Origin of the sequence: Streptomyces sp. YS-3, assembly GCF_045257485.1 — a bacterium.
Taxonomy (GTDB): Bacteria; Actinomycetota; Actinomycetes; order Streptomycetales; family Streptomycetaceae; genus Streptomyces.
Genome location: NZ_JBJHPC010000092.1, coordinates 1 through 17,421, shown reverse-complemented (window position 1 = coordinate 17,421; position 17,421 = coordinate 1). Strand labels below are relative to the sequence as shown.

Genomic DNA, 17,421 nt, shown 5'->3' with positions numbered 1-17,421 from the left:
CTCCCGGCCCCCGGAGGGTTTAGGGAAGGGGCGGGGTGGGGGACAACCCCCCGGGCTCAGCTCAGCGCACCGTTCGGCAGCTCCACCTTCGCCCCCAGCTCCACCAGCTTCTCCATGAAGTTCTCGTAGCCCCGGTTGATCAGATCGATCCCGTGCACCCGCGACGTCCCCTGCGCCGCCAGAGCCGCGATCAGGTACGAGAACCCGCCCCGCAGGTCGGGGATGACCAGATCCGCGCCCTGGAGCTTCGTGGGCCCGCTCACGACCGCCGAGTGCAGGAAGTTGCGCTGCCCGAAGCGGCAGTCCGAGCCGCCCAGGCACTCCCGGTACAGCTGGATGTGCGCGCCCATCTGGTTCAGCGCCGACGTGAAGCCGAGCCGCGACTCGTACACCGTCTCGTGGACGATCGACAGACCCGTGGCCTGCGTCAGCGCCACGACCAGCGGCTGCTGCCAGTCGGTCTGGAAACCGGGGTGGACGTCCGTCTCCAGCGCGATCGACTTCAGCGAGCCGCCCGGGTGCCAGAACCGGATGCCCTCGTCGTCGATCTCGAAGGCGCCGCCGACCTTCCGGTACGTGTTCAGGAACGTCATCATCGAGCGCTGCTGCGCGCCGCGGACGTAGATGTTGCCCTCGGTCGCCAGCGCGGCGGACGCCCAGGAGGCGGCCTCCAGCCGGTCCGAGAGGGCACGGTGGGTGTACCCGCCGAGCTTGTCGACCCCGGTGATCCGGATCGTCCGGTCCGTGTCCATGGCGATGATCGCGCCCATCTTCTGCAGTACGCAGATGAGGTCCTCGATCTCGGGCTCCACGGCCGCGTTGGAGAGCTCGGTCACACCCTCGGCCAGCACGGCCGTGAGCAGCACCTGCTCGGTCGCGCCCACCGATGGGTACGGCAGCCGGATCTTGGTACCGCGCAGCCGCTGCGGCGCCTCCAGGTACTGGCCGTCCGCGCGCTTCTCGATCGTCGCGCCGAACTGCCGCAGCACCTCGAAGTGGAAGTCGATCGGCCGGCCGCCGATGTCGCAGCCGCCCAGGCCCGGGATGAAGGCGTGGCCGAGGCGGTGCAGCAGCGGGCCGCAGAGCAGGATCGGGATGCGGGAGGACCCCGCGTGCGCGTCGATGTCCGCGACGTTCGCGCTCTCGACGTGCGACGGGTCGAGCACCAGCTCACCCGGCTCCTCACCGGGGCGGACCGTCACGCCGTGCAGCTGCAGCAGGCCGCGTACGACGCGCACGTCACGGATGTCGGGCACATTGCGCAGCCGGCTGGGACCGCTGCCGAGCAGGGCGGCGACCATCGCCTTCGGCACGAGGTTCTTCGCGCCGCGAACGCGGATCTCGCCCTCCAGCGGGGTGCCGCCGTGGACAAGCAGTACATCGTCTGTGCCGGTCATGTATCTCGCGTTCCGGAATCGTCGGGCAGGGGGCCAGAGAAAAGGGTAAGGGGCTTCTACCCATGTCCTGTATGGCCAAGGGGGGTTCGCAAGCGTAATGAATTCGCCACAACACGCTCCGCTCAGGCCCGTTCGGCGGAGGGTCACCACCCGGGCCCGCCGGGGGAGCCGGTGCGCCCCATTGCTGCCGTGCGCTCCCCCTCGGGGCCGAAGATGCGGGATCATGTCGGCATGACCGAGGTGTCCTCGCTCACAGGGCGGCTGCTCGTCGCCACCCCCGCCCTCGCGGATCCGAACTTCGACCGCGCGGTGGTGCTGCTCCTCGACCACGACGAGGAGGGCTCGCTCGGCGTGGTCCTCAACCGTCCGACCCCGGTCGGTGTCGGCGACATCCTGGAGCCGTGGGCGTCCCTCGCCGGTGAGCCCGGCGTGGTCTTCCAGGGCGGCCCGGTCTCGCTGGACTCCGCGCTCGGCGTCGCCGTCATCCCCGGTGACGAGGGCCCGCTCGGCTGGCGCCGGATATACGGGGCGATCGGCCTGGTCGACCTGGAGGCGCCGCCGGAGCTGCTCGCCGCCGCCCTCGGCTCGCTGCGGATCTTCGCCGGGTACTCGGGCTGGGGACCGGGCCAGCTGGAGGCCGAGCTGACGGACGGGGCCTGGTACGTGGTGGAGTCCGAACCCGGTGACGTCTCCTCGCCGGAGCCGGAGTCCCTGTGGCGTGCGGTGCTGCGCCGGCAGCGCAGCGAGCTGGCGATGGTGGCGACGTACCCGGACGACCCTTCGCTGAACTGATGCCGCCGCGCTTCAGTACGCTAGGAACTTATGAGCACTCTTGAGCCCGAGCGCGGGGCAGGTACGGGGACCCTCGTCGAGCCGACGCCGCAGGTGTCGAACGGCGACGGCGACCACGAGCGCTTCGCCCATTACGTCCAGAAGGACAAGATCATGGCGAGCGCGCTCGACGGCACCCCCGTCGTCGCGCTCTGCGGCAAGGTCTGGGTGCCGGGCCGCGACCCGAAGAAGTACCCGGTGTGCCCCATGTGCAAGGAGATCTACGAGTCCATGGGCGCGGGTGGCGACAAGGACAAGGGCGGCAAGGACGGCGGCAAGGGCGGGAAGTAACGCCGTTCGGGTCGCGGTGCGCCTTCGGCTGAGGGCCGTGGATGGCCGCTCGCGCAGTTCCCCGCGCCCCCAGGCACCTGGGGGCGCGGGGAACTGCGCGCTCAGGCCCCACCGGCCCGCGGCCGTACGCCGACCGGGGGGCTACCGTGCCCCCCATGCCCCTGGACTTGGTGGATCTCGTTCCGGCGCCCGTCTCCGTGGAACACGGGGAGGGCGCCTTCGTCCTGCGGGAGGCGACCGCGCTCGCGGCCGGCCCCGGCACCGAGGGCGTGGCCCACTGGCTGCGGTCCGCCCTCGGCGCGGCGCTCGCCCGCCCGCTGCCGCCCGGGCAGCCCGGCGCCCCGGACACCGTGACCCTGCGCCTCGACGCGGCCCTCGCCCCCGAGGCGTACCGGCTCACCGTGGGGACGGCGGCGGTCGAGCTCGTCGGCGGCGGCCCGGCCGGGGTGTTCTGGGGTGCGCAGACCTTCCGCCAGCTGCTCGGCCCCGACGCCTACCGCAGGGCGTGCGCGGACCCGGGCGCGGAGCGCGCCGTCGCCCGCCAAGTCGTCGAGGACGCGCCCCGGTTCGCCTGGCGCGGCCTGATGCTGGACGTTTCACGCCACTTCATGCCGAAGGACGGCGTGCTGCGCTACCTGGATCTGCTCGCCGCGCACAAGCTGAACGTCTTCCACTTCCACCTCACCGACGACCAGGGCTGGCGCGTGGAGATCAAGCGCTTCCCCCGGCTCACGGAGGTCGGCGCCTGGCGCTCGCGGACCAAGTACGGCCATCGCGCCTCGCCGTTGTGGACCGAGGAGCCGCACGGCGGCTTCTACACCCAGGACGACATCCGCGAGATCGTCGCGTACGCCGCCGAGCGGCATATCTCGGTGGTTCCGGAAATCGACATCCCCGGCCACTCGCAGGCGGCCATCGCCGCATACCCGGAACTGGGCAACACCGACGTCATCGACACGACCCGCCTCTCCGTCTGGGACACCTGGGGCGTCAATCCGAACGTACTCGCCCCCACTGACAACACCCTCCGCTTCTACGAGGGCGTGCTGGAGGAGATCCTGCGGCTCTTCCCCGCCGCCACGTCGCCCTTCGTCCACATCGGCGGCGACGAGTGCCCCAAGGACCAGTGGAAGGCGTCCGCCACCGCCCGGGCCCGCATCGAGGAGCTGGGACTGGCCGGTGAGGACGAACTCCAGTCGTGGTTCATCCGCCACTTCGACCGCTGGCTCACCGAGCGGGGCCGGCGCCTCATCGGCTGGGACGAGATCCTGGAGGGCGGCCTGGCGCCCGGCGCGGCCGTCTCCTCCTGGCGCGGCTACGCGGGCGGCATCGAGGCCGCCCGGGCCGGTCACGACGTGGTCATGTGCCCCGAGCAGCAGGTCTACTTGGACCACCGGCAGGCCGACGGCCCCGACGAGCCGATGCCGATCGGATACGTACGGACGCTGGAGGACGTCTACCGCTTCGAGCCCGTTCCGTCCGAGCTGACGGAGGCCGAGGCGCGGCACGTGCTGGGCACTCAGGCCAATGTCTGGACCGAGGTGATGCGGGACCAGGGACGCGTGGACTACCAGGTGTTCCCCCGGCTCGCGGCGTTCGCCGAGGTGGCGTGGTCGGCGCTGCCCGCCCCCGCCGCGCGCGACTTCGCCGGGTTCGAGCGCCGAATGCGCGCCCACTACGCGCGACTTGACGCCCTCGGCGTCGGCTACCGGCCGCCCGGCGGCCCGTTGCCCTGGCAGAAGCGCCCGGCCCCCGAAAAGATGGAAGGCGGCCTCGGACGCCCGATCGACGGGTCGCCCCCAAACGTGTGAGCCGGGCGGCAAGACGGTGACCGCCCGCCCGCGACCCTGGAACGGTGATCCGTGACTGTCCCGTACGGATAAGTCGTACAACCACCGTGAATCCGGACCATTCCCCTGGTCGGGGACGGAACTGCCCTTCGCGGACCCTCGCGTCGGGCGGCTCGGAAGATGTGCCAGAGTTGCCACGTCCGGGCTGTGAGCACGTACCGTACGGCCAACGCGCAGCAACACAGCCACACACTGGCGGGACAGTCGGGACGGCCGGGACACCGGGAAGGGGCAGCTGGGTTGACCACGCACGCACCGCAGGCGGCGCAGTCGGTGACACTGCCGGCCTCGCTCGACGAGGCCGTGGCGGCGCTCGCCGCCATGCCCGCCGCCGTGCCCGTCGCGGGCGGCACCGATCTGATGGCGGCGGTGAACCGGGGCCTGCTGCGCCCCGCGGGCCTCGTCGGCCTCGGCCGGATCAACGAGATCCGCGGCTGGCAGTACCAGGACGGCCACGCCCTGCTCGGCGCGGGGCTCACGCACGCGCGGATGGGACGCCCGGACTTCGCGGCGCTGATCCCGGCGCTCGCGGCGGCGGCACGCGCCGCCGGACCCCCGCAGATCCGCAACGCGGGCACCCTGGGCGGCAACATCGTCTCCGCGGCGCCCACCGGCGACGCGCTGCCCGTGCTGGCCGCGCTGGAGGCCACGCTGGTCATCGCGGGCCCCGAGGGCGCCCGCCGGGAGATCCCGGTCTCGCACCTGCTGGCCGGGCGCGAACTGCTGGCCCCCGCCGAACTCATCGGCCATGTCCGCGTGCCCCTGCTGCACGCCCCCCAGGTGTTCCTGAAGGCGACCGGCCGCACCGGCCCCGGCCGCGCCACCGCCTCGGTCGCGGTCGTCCTGGACCCGGCCCGGCGCGGGGTGCGCTGCGCGGTGGGCGCGATCGCGCCGATGCCGCTGCGGCCCCTGGAGGCCGAGCGCTGGATCGCCTCCCTGATCGACTGGGACGGCGAGCGGGCGGCGCTGGCCCCGGAGGCGCTGAGCGCCTTCGGTGAGTACGTGGCCGCCGCCTGCATCCCGGACCCGGCACCGGCGGCCGACGGCACGGAGCCCCCCGCGCTGTCGCCCGCCGTCCTGCACCTGCGGCGCACGGTCGCCGCACTGGCCCGACGAGCACTGGGGAGGGCGCTGTCGTGAGCGACAACCACGGCAACCACGGCGACCACGGCGACCGCGGCAACCACACTGCCGAAGGAGCGCGGGGGACGGGCGGCTGGCAGCCGGTCCCGCAGGGCGGTGAGTACGACGACGGCGCGACCGCCTTCGTCCAGCTGCCCCCCGACCTGGACGCGCTGCTCGGCGGTGACCCGCTGGCCGCGCCCGGGCACGGCTATGTGCCGCCGATGATCGTGCCGTTGACGCCCGCCGCCGCGACCGACCCGGCCTCGACCGGCGCCTGGACGTTCCCGGCGCCGCCGTCCGAGCCGGACCGGGGCGAGAGCCAGGTGCGGTCGGTGCGGTGGCCCGACGCGTCCGCGCCCCCGCAGTCCGGGCCGGACCCGCTCAGCGATCCGCTGGGCGAGGCTCCGCAGGACCGGCACGCCACCGGCCAGTGGACGTTTCCGGACGACCCGGCGCAGCACGGACAGCCCAGCGGTCAGTGGACGATCCCGGTCGCCGGTGGTGAACTGCCGGATGAATCGGGCGAATTCAGTACATCCTCTCTGATCGAGCAGTGGGGTACGACCCCTCCGGCGACCCTGCCCGGCGGCGCCGCCGCGCCCTGGGCGACCGAACAGCCGCAGCCGCACCCCGAGCCCCGTCCCGAACCGCCGCTGGAGCCCGAGCCCGCCGTGGAGGCGAGCCCCGAGGCCGCCGACGCGCGCGTGGAGGACTTCGCGCAGGCACACCACCAGGCGGCCCTGGACGCCCGCCGCCAGGCCTCCCCGGACCTCTCGGCGCCCATGGACACCCCGGCGGCCCCCGGGCCCGTACGCGAGGAACCGGTCCTGTCCTGGAACGCGCCCCACCCCGGCGCGACCCTGCCCGGCGGCGCGCCCGCGCCCTGGGCGGCGGCGCTGGCGACGGAGGTACGGCAGGAGCTCCCCGAGGAGCGGCACGAGCACGAGCACGGGCACGAATTCGGGCACGAGCGCGAGGACGTCCGGGCGGCGGCGGAGGCGCCGGACGCGTCCGGCGCCGAGCCGGCCGACGCGGAGCCGGTCGCCGTTCCGCTGCCGCCCGCCGAGCCGGTGCCCGGGACCGGGCACGCGGACCGGCGTCCCGTCCACGCGGACGAGCGGCCCGTCCACGCCGATGAGCTTCCCGTCCCCACCGAGCCGGCCCAGCCGCTCCCGGAGCCCGAGCCCGAGCCGGAGTCGGCCCCGGAACCGGCCTCCGTACAGGAAGCGGCACCGGACCCCGAGCCCGGACCCGTATCGGCCCTCCACCCCGAACCCGTGGCCGCGCTCCACCCCGAGCCCGAGCCGCAGCTGCCGCCCGCCGCCGACCTGGAGCACCCCCGTGCCTCCTACGTCCTGCGCGTCAACGGCACCGACCGGCCCGTCACCGAGGCGTGGGTCGGCGAGTCGCTGCTCTATGTGCTGCGCGAGCGCCTGGGGCTCGCCGGGGCCAAGGACGGCTGCTCGCAGGGCGAGTGCGGCGCGTGCAACGTGCAGGTGGACGGCCGTCTTGTGGCCTCCTGCCTGGTGCCCGCCGCCACCACCGCGGGCTCCGAGGTACGGACGGTCGAGGGCCTCGCCACCGACGGCGAACCCTCCGACGTCCAGCGCGCGCTGGCCGCGTGCGGGGCCGTGCAGTGCGGTTTCTGCATCCCCGGCATGGCCATGACCCTCCACGACCTGCTGGAGGGCAACCACGCGCCGACCGAGCTGGAGACCCGGCAGGCGCTCTGCGGCAACCTGTGCCGCTGCTCCGGCTACCGGGGCGTGCTCGACGCCGTACGCGAGGTGGTGGCCGGGCGCGAGGCGCAGACGGCCTCGCCCGGCGACACGGCGGGCCGGTCTTCGGGCCGCCCGGCCGGGCAGCCCGCGGCGACCACCGAAGAAGCCCGTATTCCGCACCAGGCGGGCCCCGGCGCGGGCGGCGTCCAGCCCTCGCACACGCACGACGGAGGCATGGCGTGAGCAACGACGCAGCCACCGCGACGACCGCGGCCACCACGGCGGTCGACGGCGCGGGCACCGGCCCCGAGCAGCCCGCCACGCCCACCCACGGGCTCGGCGCCCCGCTCCGCCCCGCCGACGCGCGCGCCAAGGCCGAGGGCACCTTCCCGTACGCCTCCGACCTGTGGGCCGAGGGCCTGCTGTGGGCGGCCGTGCTGCGCTCACCGCACGCCTCGGCCCGGATCGTCTCCATCGACACCTCGGCCGCGGCCGAGATGCCGGGCGTACGGGCCGTGGTGACCCACGCCGACGTGCCCGGCGACGCCGCGCACGGCCGGGGGGTCGCGGACCGTCCGGTCTTCGCCGCCGACGTCGTACGCCACCACGGCGAGCCGATCGCGGCGGTGGCCGCCGACCACCCCGACACGGCCCGGCTGGCGGCGGCGGCGATCGCGGTCGAGTACGAGCTGCTCGAACCGGTCACCGACCCGGAGAAGGCGTTCGGCGCCGAACCGCTGCACCCCGACGGCAATCTGATCCGCCACATCCCGCTCCAGTACGGCGACCCGGACGTGACCGGCGAGGTCGTGGTGGAGGGCCTGTACCGCATCGGCCGCCAGGACCCGGCGCCGATCGGCGCCGAGGCCGGGCTCGCGGTGCCGCGCCCCGACGGCGGCGTGGAGATCTACACCGCCTCCACCGACCCGCACGCCGACCGGGACCTCGCGGCGGCGTGCTTCGGCCTGGACCCCGAGCGCGTGAAGGTGGTCGTCACGGGCGTGCCCGGCGCCACCGGCGACCGCGAGGACCTGGGCTTCCAGCTGCCGCTCGGCCTGCTCGCGCTGCGCACCGGCTGCCCGGTGAAGCTGACGGCGACCCGTGAGGAATCCTTCCTGGGCCACGCCCACCGCCACCCCACCCTGCTGCGCTACCGCCACCACGCGGACGCGGAGGGCCGTCTGGTCAAGGTGGAGGCGCAGATCCTGCTGGACGCGGGCGCGTACGCGCAGGCGTCGTCCGAGTCGCTGGCCGCCGCGGTGGCGTTCGCCTGCGGCCCGTACGTCGTCCCGCACGCCTTCGTCGAGGGCTGGGCGGTCCGTACGAACAACCCGCCCTCCGGCCACGTCCGGGGCGAGGGCGCGATGCAGGTGTGCGCGGCCTACGAGGGCCAGATGGACAAGCTGGCGGCCAAACTGGGCATCGACCCGGCGGAGCTGCGTCTGCGCAACGTCCTGGCGACGGGCGACCTGCTCCCGACGGGCCAGACGGTGACGTGCCCGGCCCCCGTGGCCGAACTGCTCACGGCCGTACGGGACTTCCCCCTGCCCACCCTTCCCAAGGACGCCCCGGAGGACGACTGGCTGCTGCCGGGCGGCCCCGAGGGCGCGGGCGAGCCGGGCGCGGTGCGCCGGGGCGTCGGCTACGCCCTCGGCATGGTGCACATGCTCGGCGCCGAGGGCACGGACGAGGTGTCGACGGCCACGGTCAAGGTGCAGGACGGCGTCGCCACGGTGATCTGCGCCGCGGTCGACACGGGCCAGGGCTTCACGACGCTGGCCCGCCAGATCGTCCAGGAGACGCTGGGCATCGAGGAGGTCCACGTGGCCCCCGTCGACACGGACCAGCCCCCCGCGGGACCGGCGTCGCACGGCCGCCACACGTGGGTGTCCGGGGGAGCGGTGGAACGCGCGGCCAAAATGGTGCGCACCCAGCTCCTGCAGCCCCTGGCGCACAAGTTCGGCATGTCCACGGAGCTGCTCCAGATCGCCGACGGCAAGATCACGTCGTACGACGGTGTGCTGTCCACGACGGTCACCGAGGCGATGGACGGCAAGGAGCTCTGGGCCACGGCCCAGTGCCGCCCGCACCCCACCGAGCCCCTGGACGAGACGGGCCAGGGCGACGCCTTCGTGGGCCTGGCGTTCTGCGCGATCCGCGCGGTGGTGGACGTGGACATCGAGATCGGCTCGGTCCGCGTGGTGGAGCTGGCGGTCGCCCAGGACGTGGGCCGCGTCCTCAACCCCGCGCAACTGGTGGCCCGTATCGAGGCGGGTGTGACCCAGGGCGTGGGCGCGGCGCTGACGGAGAACCTCCGCACGGCGCGCGGCCTGGTCCGCCACCCCGACCTGACGGGCTACGCCCTTCCCACGGCCCTGGACGCCCCCGACATCCGCATCGTGAAGCTGGTGGAGGAGCGCGACGTGGTGGCCCCCTTCGGCGCGAAGGCGGCGAGCGCGGTCCCGGTGGTGACGAGCCCGGCGGCGATCGCCTCGGCGGTCCGCGCGGCGACGGGCCGCCCGGTCAACCGCCTCCCGATCCGCCCGCAGGCGGCGGTGGTGACGGCGGGGAACGCGTAGGGGGCTGACGCGCTGAGGGGTGGCCGGGCGGGACGAGACCGATGCGTCCCGCCCGGTTTTGTTGTGGCACGGGAACCCATCCGGTCACAGACGTGTCCTCGCAAGAGAAGCGATCGGTCAAGACCGAAAGCAGAGGGAGGAGTTCAGTCTGTCAGCGGTGCTGACTACAGTTGCTTTCGGAGCTGTACGGGGAACGGCGAACGGGGAGGCGACTGTGGCGCAGGACGGCAACGGGGGCGCGGCGCCCGGAATGGAAGCGCTGGTGCCGGTGCTCGGGATGATGCCCGGGTTCGGAGCGGCGGCCGGTGCCGCCGTCGCGGCGGCGGCGGACATGGCCCGCGAGGCCGAGTCGATGCTCACGTTCAAGAAGCGGGTCGACGCGCTGCTCACCGAGCTCAACGAGTCCGAGGCGTCCTCGGTGAAGATCGGCGCGGACCGCCTGGCCAAGTCGGAGCTGGGACCGGACTCCTTCAAGGAGAGCGCGTTCCTGTACGGGGTGTACGAGGTCGTCCACGAGCAGATCAGCCAGCTCTCCAAGGCGCTGAGCATGCAGATCGAGGGCCTGTGCATTGCCGTACTGGCGGCGGAGAACGGGTACGACGGCGTGGACGCGGACGTCCGCGACCGCATGCGCGCGATCAGCGACGAGCTGCACAAGCAGTACGACGCGTACGGGCCGGGGACGACCCCGGGCGCGCCGCCGCAGGCCACCGGGCCCGCGCCGGACAAGGGCGCGACGGGCGGCACGATCTGATGGACGCGGCGGCGGACGACGCGGCGGACGCGGCGCTCGCCGCGTACGTGACGGGGGACGACGGAAGTCGGGGAATGGTGGTGCGACGGGATGGCTGAGAACAAGGGCCGCAGCGGTGAGGGCGCGCAGGGGGCGCCGAAGACGCCGCCGGTGGAGCGTACGGACTTCGAGTCCAAGTCCCACCAGGAACTGTGGACCATGGTCCAGGGGATGAAGGGCGACTCCGCCCACGGCCTGGCCCAGAAGCTGGCGAAGGCGGCCACGACGATCACGAAGATCGGCGACGACCTCAAGCTGCACATGAGCCGGGTGGTCTGGCAGGGCGAGGGCGCGAAGGCGTTCACGGACTGGGGCCACGACGCGGCCATGGCCACGCTGGAACTGGGCAAGTACAGCCAGGACGCCTCGGGTTGGCTGGCCTCGGTCTCCCACGCGATCACCCAGGCGAAGTCGGCGGTCCCGGAGTACGACCCGGCCCTCAAGCAGCAGGCGACGGACACCCAGAAGCTGTACATCGCGGCCCACCACGACCCCGACGGCCAGAAGGACGCCCGCGACGCGTCGGCGAAGCTGACCGGCCTCAACGAGAAGATGGAGGGGCAGCGGCAGGAGGCGGTGCGCGAGCTGAAGCGGCTCGCGGATGTGTATGTGCAGTCGGGGGAGCAGGTGGCGGGGTTGAGGCCGCCGGTGTTTCCGCCGCCGCCGGCGGTGTTTGTGCCCGAGGGGTTCGACCGTCAGGGCATGCAGCACGTTCAGGGGGCCCAGTCATCCCCTACCCGAGGTAGCCGGACTTCGACTGCATCGACCAGTGACTACCGCTCGACCCCGTCGGGGACGACACACAGCACCCCGGTGACGCAGCACACCGTGACTCCGGTCGGAGTCAGACCGTCCACGCACGTACCTGACGTACCTGACGTACCTGTCGGTACGGAAATCGATGGCATCCACACGCTGCCGCCGCCTACACACGTCACCCCCGTTGGACCGACTGTCACTTCCACCCCGCCGCCCCTCGGTAGGCCGGACATCGGTCTTGTGCCGCCCGTCGGAATCGTCCCGCCCACTTTCACCGGCAGCGGGAAGGGCGGGGTACCGGAACCCGGCGTCCTGGGCGGTCGGCAGGCGACGGGCGGCCTTCGTGGCACCGGGCTTCCCGGGCGCGGCACTGTGGGGGGTCTGCCCCCGAGCGCGCTGCCGCGAGAGCCCGGCATCGTCGGCGGCCGTCCCGTACCGCCCGGTGAAGGCCGGCCCACGAGCGGCATCCCCCGGGGCACCGTCGTCGGCGACGAGGGCCGGCAGGGCCTCAGGGGCACTCAAGGCATGCAGGGCCGTCCCCCGATGGGCCAGGGCGCTGGTGGCCATGTGGGCGGCGGCGGAGGCCGGGGAGGCGTCTCCGGTGGACGCCGTCTGGCGGGCGAGCCCGGCGGCATCGTCGGTGGTCGCCCGACCGAGCCGGGCACCCGGAGCGGCCGTCCGTTCACGGAGGGCGGCTCGGGTCTCGTACGCAATGCCACGGCCGAAGGCGAATCGCGAGCCGGTCGTTCCGGCGGCCGGGGGATGATTCCGCCCGGTACGCACGGCCCCGCCGGGCGTCGCGACGAGCGCGAGGGCGAGCGCCCGGACTACCTCACCGAGGACGAGGAGACCTGGCAGCAGAGCGACCGCCGTATCGTGCCGCCTGTAATCGACTGAGCCCTACGAAGGAAGCGCATGCCTACCAGCAGCCATCGGGTAACGAGGCACGGCCGTGCCGTGTCCCTCCTCTTGGGAACGCTGCTGGTGGGCGTTGCCGCCGCCACGCCCGCGCATGCCGAGTCGGTGCGTCAACGCCAATGGCATCTCGACGCGATGCAGGTGGACGAGATGTGGAAGACGAGCACCGGCAAGGGGGTGACTGTCGCTGTCGTGGACACAGGCGTCGACGACAGCCTGACTGATCTCCGGGGGCAGGTGCTTCCTGGTCTCGATCTTTCGAAGCAGGGCGGCGACGAACACACCGATGGCACGGGGCACGGAACCGCGATGGCCTCGTTGATCGCGGGCACCGGCAAGCGATCGACAGCGGATGGAGCCTACGGCCTGGCGCCGGGAGCCAAGATCCTCCCGGTCAGGCTGCCCAAGGCCGATGAGGCGTCGAAACTCGCGGACATCCCCATGTTCGTCAAGAAGATGAGCGAGGGCATTCGTTACGCGACCGACCACGGCGCCAAGGTGATCAACGTCTCGCAGGGCGCGCCGGAGGGCTCGGACGAACTCACCAGCGCGGTGAAATACGCCGTGAACAAGGGTGCCTTGGTCTTCGCCGCCGCGGGCAACAGCGGGGACCGGGGAAACCGGCTTGAGTATCCGGCTGCCACCCCGGGCGCCGTGGGCGTGGCAGCCGTGGACAAGAAGATCGAGGCGACCAAGGAGTCCGAGCACGGCACACAGGTCGATCTCGCGGCTCCGGGCGAAGACATCGTCAGTTCGTGCACCGGAGGGACACAGATCTGCTCCGGACATGGCACAAGCGGTGCCACCGCCCTCGCCTCCGCCTCCGCCGCCCTCATCTGGTCCAAGTACCCCCAGTGGACCAACAACCAGGTCCTCCGCGTCCTGCTCAACACCGCCGGCGGCCCCAAGAACGGGGACAAGCGCAGTGACTACATCGGATACGGCGTCGTCCGCCCCCGCGTCGCCCTGAAGACCCCCGGCGACCCGGGCCCGGCCGACGAGTGGCCGCTGCCCGACCTGGCCCCGGCCGGGACGCCGCAGGGATCCGCCTCCCCGGCCCCGTCGCCCACCGCCTCGGCCAAGCCCGCACCCGCCGAGGCCGCCGCGCGCGAGTCGGACGACGGGGGCGGTAACACGGGCCTGTGGGTCGGACTCGGCGCGGCGGGCGTCGTGGTGTCGGCGGTGGCGATCCTGCTCGTACGGTCGCGCCGCCGCACCCCGTAAGCCACACCGGCACCGGCACACCGGCAACACGGGCAGCACCTGCAAACCCCTCCAGCACCCACGACCTCGTCAACACACCACCCGCCCCATCCCAGCCATTCAGGGGGGATGAAACGGCCACGTCCTCCCATAGCCGGAGGATGTGCTGGCGCGAAGAGCGGGCCCTCCGTACGGTTTGGGATCGGTAAAGAGTCGTCCGGGGGCGTACGGGGGCAGGGTCCGCATGTCGTTCGAGGAAGAGTGGCGTCAGGCGCAGGCGAGTGCGGCTGCGAACGTGGCGATGCGGCTGAACCGCGTCGACGACGGGCCGAGCGGTCCGGCCACTGCCGACCTGAGCGTGCGGCGTGACGACCTCGGTGTGGTCGGCGGGGACGCCTTCAAGCTCCACGACGGGCTCAGGCGCGACGGCAATCACGCCCGCGAATCCACCGGGGCCGCGGCGACCGCGCTCGCCGCCCGCAACTTCACCTGCGGCGCCGAACTCGCGAAGGTCCGCGCCAAGTGGGACACCCAGTTGCGTACCCTCAGCGACGCCTGCGCGCAGATCTCGAACCATCTCGACTACTCGATGGCCGCGCACGCCAAGGACGACCAGCGCGTCGGGGGCGAGCTGCTCGCGGTGTCGCGGATCGACGAATACCTGAAGTAGACGAAAAGAAGACGACGACGACCTGACGTCCAGGTCCAGGACTTGGGACAGGCGTCAGGTACGTACAGGGACTTCGAGCCATCAAGGTCGGTATCAGGACATGCTCACGTACGACGACGTGGTCAACGCGCCGCTCGACAAGCTGAAGACCGCGGTCGACGACTGGTCGGACATGGCCACCCGTCTCAAGACCCTCGCCGAGGAGGCCCGCACGGGCATGAAGGCGCACGCCGACAAGGCGGACTGGGCGGGGGTGAACGCGGGGGTCACCAGGCAGTTCATCGACAAGACGGCGAAGGAGTTCGAGGACGCAGCGGCGGAGGCGAAGGGGATCCACGCGGTTCTGGCGGACGGGTACGGGGCGTTCAAGCGGGCCAAGGACGAGTTACAGAAGATCGTCGACGGTTCGGAGAAGACCGGGATCGTGGTGGACGCCCAGGGCCGGGTCACGGCCCGCTATTCGCTTTCCGGTGACTACACCGCCCGCCACGATCCGGGCATCTCCCTCGAACTGCAGAAGCAGAAGGACAACCTCGCGCAGTGGCAGCAGCGCATCAAGGCGCTGGTCGACGAGTGCGACGATGCGGATGAGGCGTTGCGGCGCGCGCTGGCGGCGAACGTCACCGACGCCAACAACTTCACCACGCCACGGTTCTCCAGTCTGGACGCGGAGGAGGCGCAGCGTGCGCTCGATCTCGCCTCCAAGGGCCGGGCCCTCACTCACACCGAACTCAACCAACTGAACGAGCTGTTGCGGGACAACCACGGCTCGGCGGAGTTCACCACGACCTTCTACTCGAAGCTGGGACCGAAGGGCGCGCTGGAGTTCTTCGGGCAGTTGTCGACGGACACGTATGACTACGCGAAGGTGGACAAGGAGCGGCTCAAGGACGTCCAGGAGCTGCAGAAGAACCTCGGGCTCAGTCTGGCCACGGCGACTGATCCCGACAATAAGTGGCATCTGCCGGATACGTGGGGCACGGAGCTGCGAAAGCTTGGTACACAGCGGATTCCGCTGGCCAAGTACGACATGAATCCTCCGTACGGCTATCAGCTCCTCGGCGGCATCATGAGATACGGGAACTATGATCCCAAGTTCCTTGACCCGATCGCTGAGCACGTGGTCCAGCTGCACCAGAAGAACCCGTACCTGTTCGCAGACACGAAGCCGGTCGGGGGCTGGCAGAAGAACCCGTTCAACCCCTCCGGGGTGAACGGTTCCGGCTACGACCCGGTGACGTCCATGCTGGAGGCGCTCGGCCACAGCCCGGAGGCCTCGAAGCAGTTCTTCTCCGCGGATCCGACCGCGTACAACGAGGACGGGACTGTGAAGAGCGGGACGGCGGACCTGGGGAAGGACAAGTCTGGAGAGCGGATCGAGAATTACCTCGACTACTTCGGTAAAGAAGGGTACAAGTCCTTCCCGGATACTGGCAGTCACAGTCCAAGCGATGTCAAGGAATCCGCCGCCTACACGACGGACGCTTTCGGTCACGCATTGGAGTCGGCCACACTCGGGCACGCCTGGGACGACCCGCGTCCGGAGCTGCACCGAGATGAGACCTCGGCCGGGATCATGGCGGACGTCGTCTCGAAATACGGGGACGACGCGAAGCTGCTCAAGCATCAGGAAGCGTTGGCTGACAGCCTGGGCAACATGGCCGCCGGCTATGTCGACGACATCAACTGGGCGCTTGAGAAGAACGACCCCCAGAGCGTTTTTGCGCCTCACAAGTCGCCCGACTCCCACGCTCAGTTCGATCAGTTGTCGGCCCGGAAGTTCCTGAGCGCACTCGGACAGCACCCAGATTCGTATGCCGCCGTCTCGACGGCCGAGCGGCTGTACACCACCAGCGTGCTGGAGGCCCAAGTGGGGGCAGACGGCAGGATCGAACATGGTGGGGCCCGCGCTGCGGTCGGCATGGGGGCCGAGGTGCAGGGAATGCTCGACCAATCGCGTGCGGACCAGGTAGAGGCGGAAGGGAACAAGAAGTACGAGGAGTACGAGAAGGCCCACGAGAAGCGCTCAGCATGGGTCGAATTCGGCACGACCTCGGCGATCGCCGCAGGCGTCGCCTTCCTGCCGGCATCGGCTGCGGCGGCGGGAGCTGCCGCGATTGTCGTTCCGCTCGCCGTAGACACGGGCCATGGTGCGATTGAGCAGCTCGCCGGTCAGGTGGTCGGCGACTGGTCGGACAAGTCGGCCGAGAGTCGGAAAGAGCAGATCGAAGGTGAGGTCAGAGATAACAAGACCCTGATTTATCGAGGGGGTGAAAGCAGTGCGGAGGCGCCACTTATCCACTTCCGGCAGCAGCACGGCCTCGACCTCAACAGTGACTTCTCAAGAGACTTGAAAGACGCCTTCGATATCGGTTACGGGAGAGGGAACGACAGGGAGAACCAGCAGGGTAACGATCCCGAGACTGGTTGATCGCGTGGGAAGGGGTGGATGGTGCGCGGGCGGAAGGGCGTCTGGATTGCGGGGGCGCCGTTGGTTCTGGCAGCCGTGCTCTCGGCTTGTGGTGGTGACGACGAAGATGATTCCCTTACCGCTTCGCGTGTCTGTGACGGCCTGTTCTCACAGCATGCTGCGGCGGACGCCCTGCGGAAGCTGACCGGGGCGAGCCTCTTCGCGGATACGTCTGCGGACGGGCTCCCGGAGACGGCGAAGTTCCTGGAGTCCGAGCATCGGAAAGGTGTGAACTGGTCTCGTTCCAGTTCCACCCTCTGCGTGGTCGCCGGAGAGGAAAAGCGGGGGAGCTTCCGTGTCCAGTACGACATTTACGCCCCTTCGGATGTGGGGGACACCCGGCACCCGGAGGGAGCTCAGTTGTATCGGCTGGGGAAGAGGGCCTCGGCGCGAGCGGGAGAGTCGGACCTGTACTTCGAGTGTGTGAGCCCGGAGTCGGGTGGGGCTGGGGCTCGGCCTGTTCGGGTCCACGGCCGGGTGGATGCCCGCGGCAATCGGACGACGCCGAACACGCAGGAGTTCCGGGAAGCGTCCCTGAGCGTGTTACATGCCGCGTCGCTCAAGGTCGTGAAGGAGATGGGTTGCGAGAACTCCGGTGGGCTGTCGGATCCGCTGGTCCTGGAACCGGTGGCCTGAGCCAGTGAACGGCAAGAGCGGGCGTCCCCCGCGTCATGGGGGCGCCCGCTCTCGGGTGTTGCTGGAGGCCGTGGCGGGGATCGAACCCGCGTAACTCGCTTTGCAGACGAGCCCCTGAGCCACTCGGGCACACGGCCATGTGCTGACTTCCTTGACCGTAGGGGCGCGGGGAGGGAGG

At 71.4% G+C, this 17,421-nt stretch carries 13 protein-coding genes and 1 tRNA gene; 12 read left to right on the top strand and 2 right to left on the bottom strand.

What is annotated here, in order from left to right:
* Positions 1-56: 56 nt before the first annotated feature.
* Positions 57-1,397 carry a UDP-N-acetylglucosamine 1-carboxyvinyltransferase gene (gene murA, locus ACJA3G_RS11225; protein ID WP_358837676.1) on the bottom strand — a complete coding sequence of 447 codons (1,341 nt, stop codon included), beginning with the start codon at positions 1,395-1,397 and terminating at the stop codon, positions 57-59.
* Between the two features lie 231 nt (positions 1,398-1,628).
* Here murA and ACJA3G_RS11220 point away from each other — a divergent pair, with 231 nt between their 5' ends.
* The 12 genes from ACJA3G_RS11220 (at position 1,629) to ACJA3G_RS11165 (ending at position 17,243) form a co-directional block, all read left to right on the top strand.
* A complete protein-coding gene (locus tag ACJA3G_RS11220; protein ID WP_406552776.1) occupies positions 1,629-2,189 on the top strand; it encodes a YqgE/AlgH family protein in 561 nt (186 codons plus the stop codon).
* Between the two features lie 30 nt (positions 2,190-2,219).
* Positions 2,220-2,519 (top strand): DUF3039 domain-containing protein, encoded by a 300-nt coding sequence (locus tag ACJA3G_RS11215; RefSeq protein WP_406552775.1) that lies wholly within the window; start codon positions 2,220-2,222, stop codon positions 2,517-2,519.
* A 155-nt stretch (positions 2,520-2,674) separates the two neighbouring features.
* Positions 2,675-4,330, top strand: a complete 1,656-nt coding sequence (locus ACJA3G_RS11210; protein WP_406552774.1) for a beta-N-acetylhexosaminidase — start codon at positions 2,675-2,677, stop codon at positions 4,328-4,330.
* Between the two features lie 279 nt (positions 4,331-4,609).
* The gene (locus ACJA3G_RS11205) at positions 4,610-5,509 is read left to right on the top strand and encodes an FAD binding domain-containing protein (RefSeq protein ID WP_406552773.1); all 900 of its coding nucleotides are present in this window, start codon (positions 4,610-4,612) and stop codon (positions 5,507-5,509) included.
* Positions 5,506-7,458 (top strand): 2Fe-2S iron-sulfur cluster-binding protein, encoded by a 1,953-nt coding sequence (locus ACJA3G_RS11200; RefSeq protein WP_406552772.1) that lies wholly within the window; start codon positions 5,506-5,508, stop codon positions 7,456-7,458. The genes ACJA3G_RS11205 and ACJA3G_RS11200 overlap by 4 nt, the downstream gene beginning before the upstream one ends.
* Entirely contained in the window at positions 7,455-9,794 is a 2,340-nt protein-coding gene (locus tag ACJA3G_RS11195; protein ID WP_406552771.1) for a xanthine dehydrogenase family protein molybdopterin-binding subunit, read from the top strand. The genes ACJA3G_RS11200 and ACJA3G_RS11195 overlap by 4 nt, the downstream gene beginning before the upstream one ends.
* A gap of 214 nt (positions 9,795-10,008) precedes the next feature.
* On the top strand, positions 10,009-10,548 hold the full coding sequence (locus ACJA3G_RS11190; RefSeq protein WP_406552770.1) for a hypothetical protein: 540 nt from the start codon (positions 10,009-10,011) through the stop codon (positions 10,546-10,548).
* 90 nt (positions 10,549-10,638) lie between these two features.
* Positions 10,639-12,243 carry a hypothetical protein gene (locus tag ACJA3G_RS11185; protein WP_406552769.1) on the top strand — a complete coding sequence of 535 codons (1,605 nt, stop codon included), beginning with the start codon at positions 10,639-10,641 and terminating at the stop codon, positions 12,241-12,243.
* 60 nt (positions 12,244-12,303) lie between these two features.
* A complete protein-coding gene (mycP, locus tag ACJA3G_RS11180; RefSeq protein WP_406552768.1) occupies positions 12,304-13,488 on the top strand; it encodes a type VII secretion-associated serine protease mycosin in 1,185 nt (394 codons plus the stop codon).
* Between the two features lie 223 nt (positions 13,489-13,711).
* Positions 13,712-14,137, top strand: a complete 426-nt coding sequence (locus ACJA3G_RS11175; protein ID WP_406552767.1) for a hypothetical protein — start codon at positions 13,712-13,714, stop codon at positions 14,135-14,137.
* A 100-nt stretch (positions 14,138-14,237) separates the two neighbouring features.
* Positions 14,238-16,568: a hypothetical protein gene (locus ACJA3G_RS11170; RefSeq protein WP_406552766.1), complete on the top strand. Its 2,331-nt coding sequence runs from the start codon at positions 14,238-14,240 to the stop codon at positions 16,566-16,568.
* A gap of 18 nt (positions 16,569-16,586) precedes the next feature.
* Entirely contained in the window at positions 16,587-17,243 is a 657-nt protein-coding gene (locus tag ACJA3G_RS11165) for a hypothetical protein (protein WP_406552765.1), read from the top strand.
* A 62-nt stretch (positions 17,244-17,305) separates the two neighbouring features.
* Here ACJA3G_RS11165 and ACJA3G_RS11160 read toward each other — a convergent pair.
* Positions 17,306-17,380, bottom strand: a tRNA-Cys gene (locus tag ACJA3G_RS11160).
* Between the last annotated feature and the right edge of the window lie 41 nt (positions 17,381-17,421).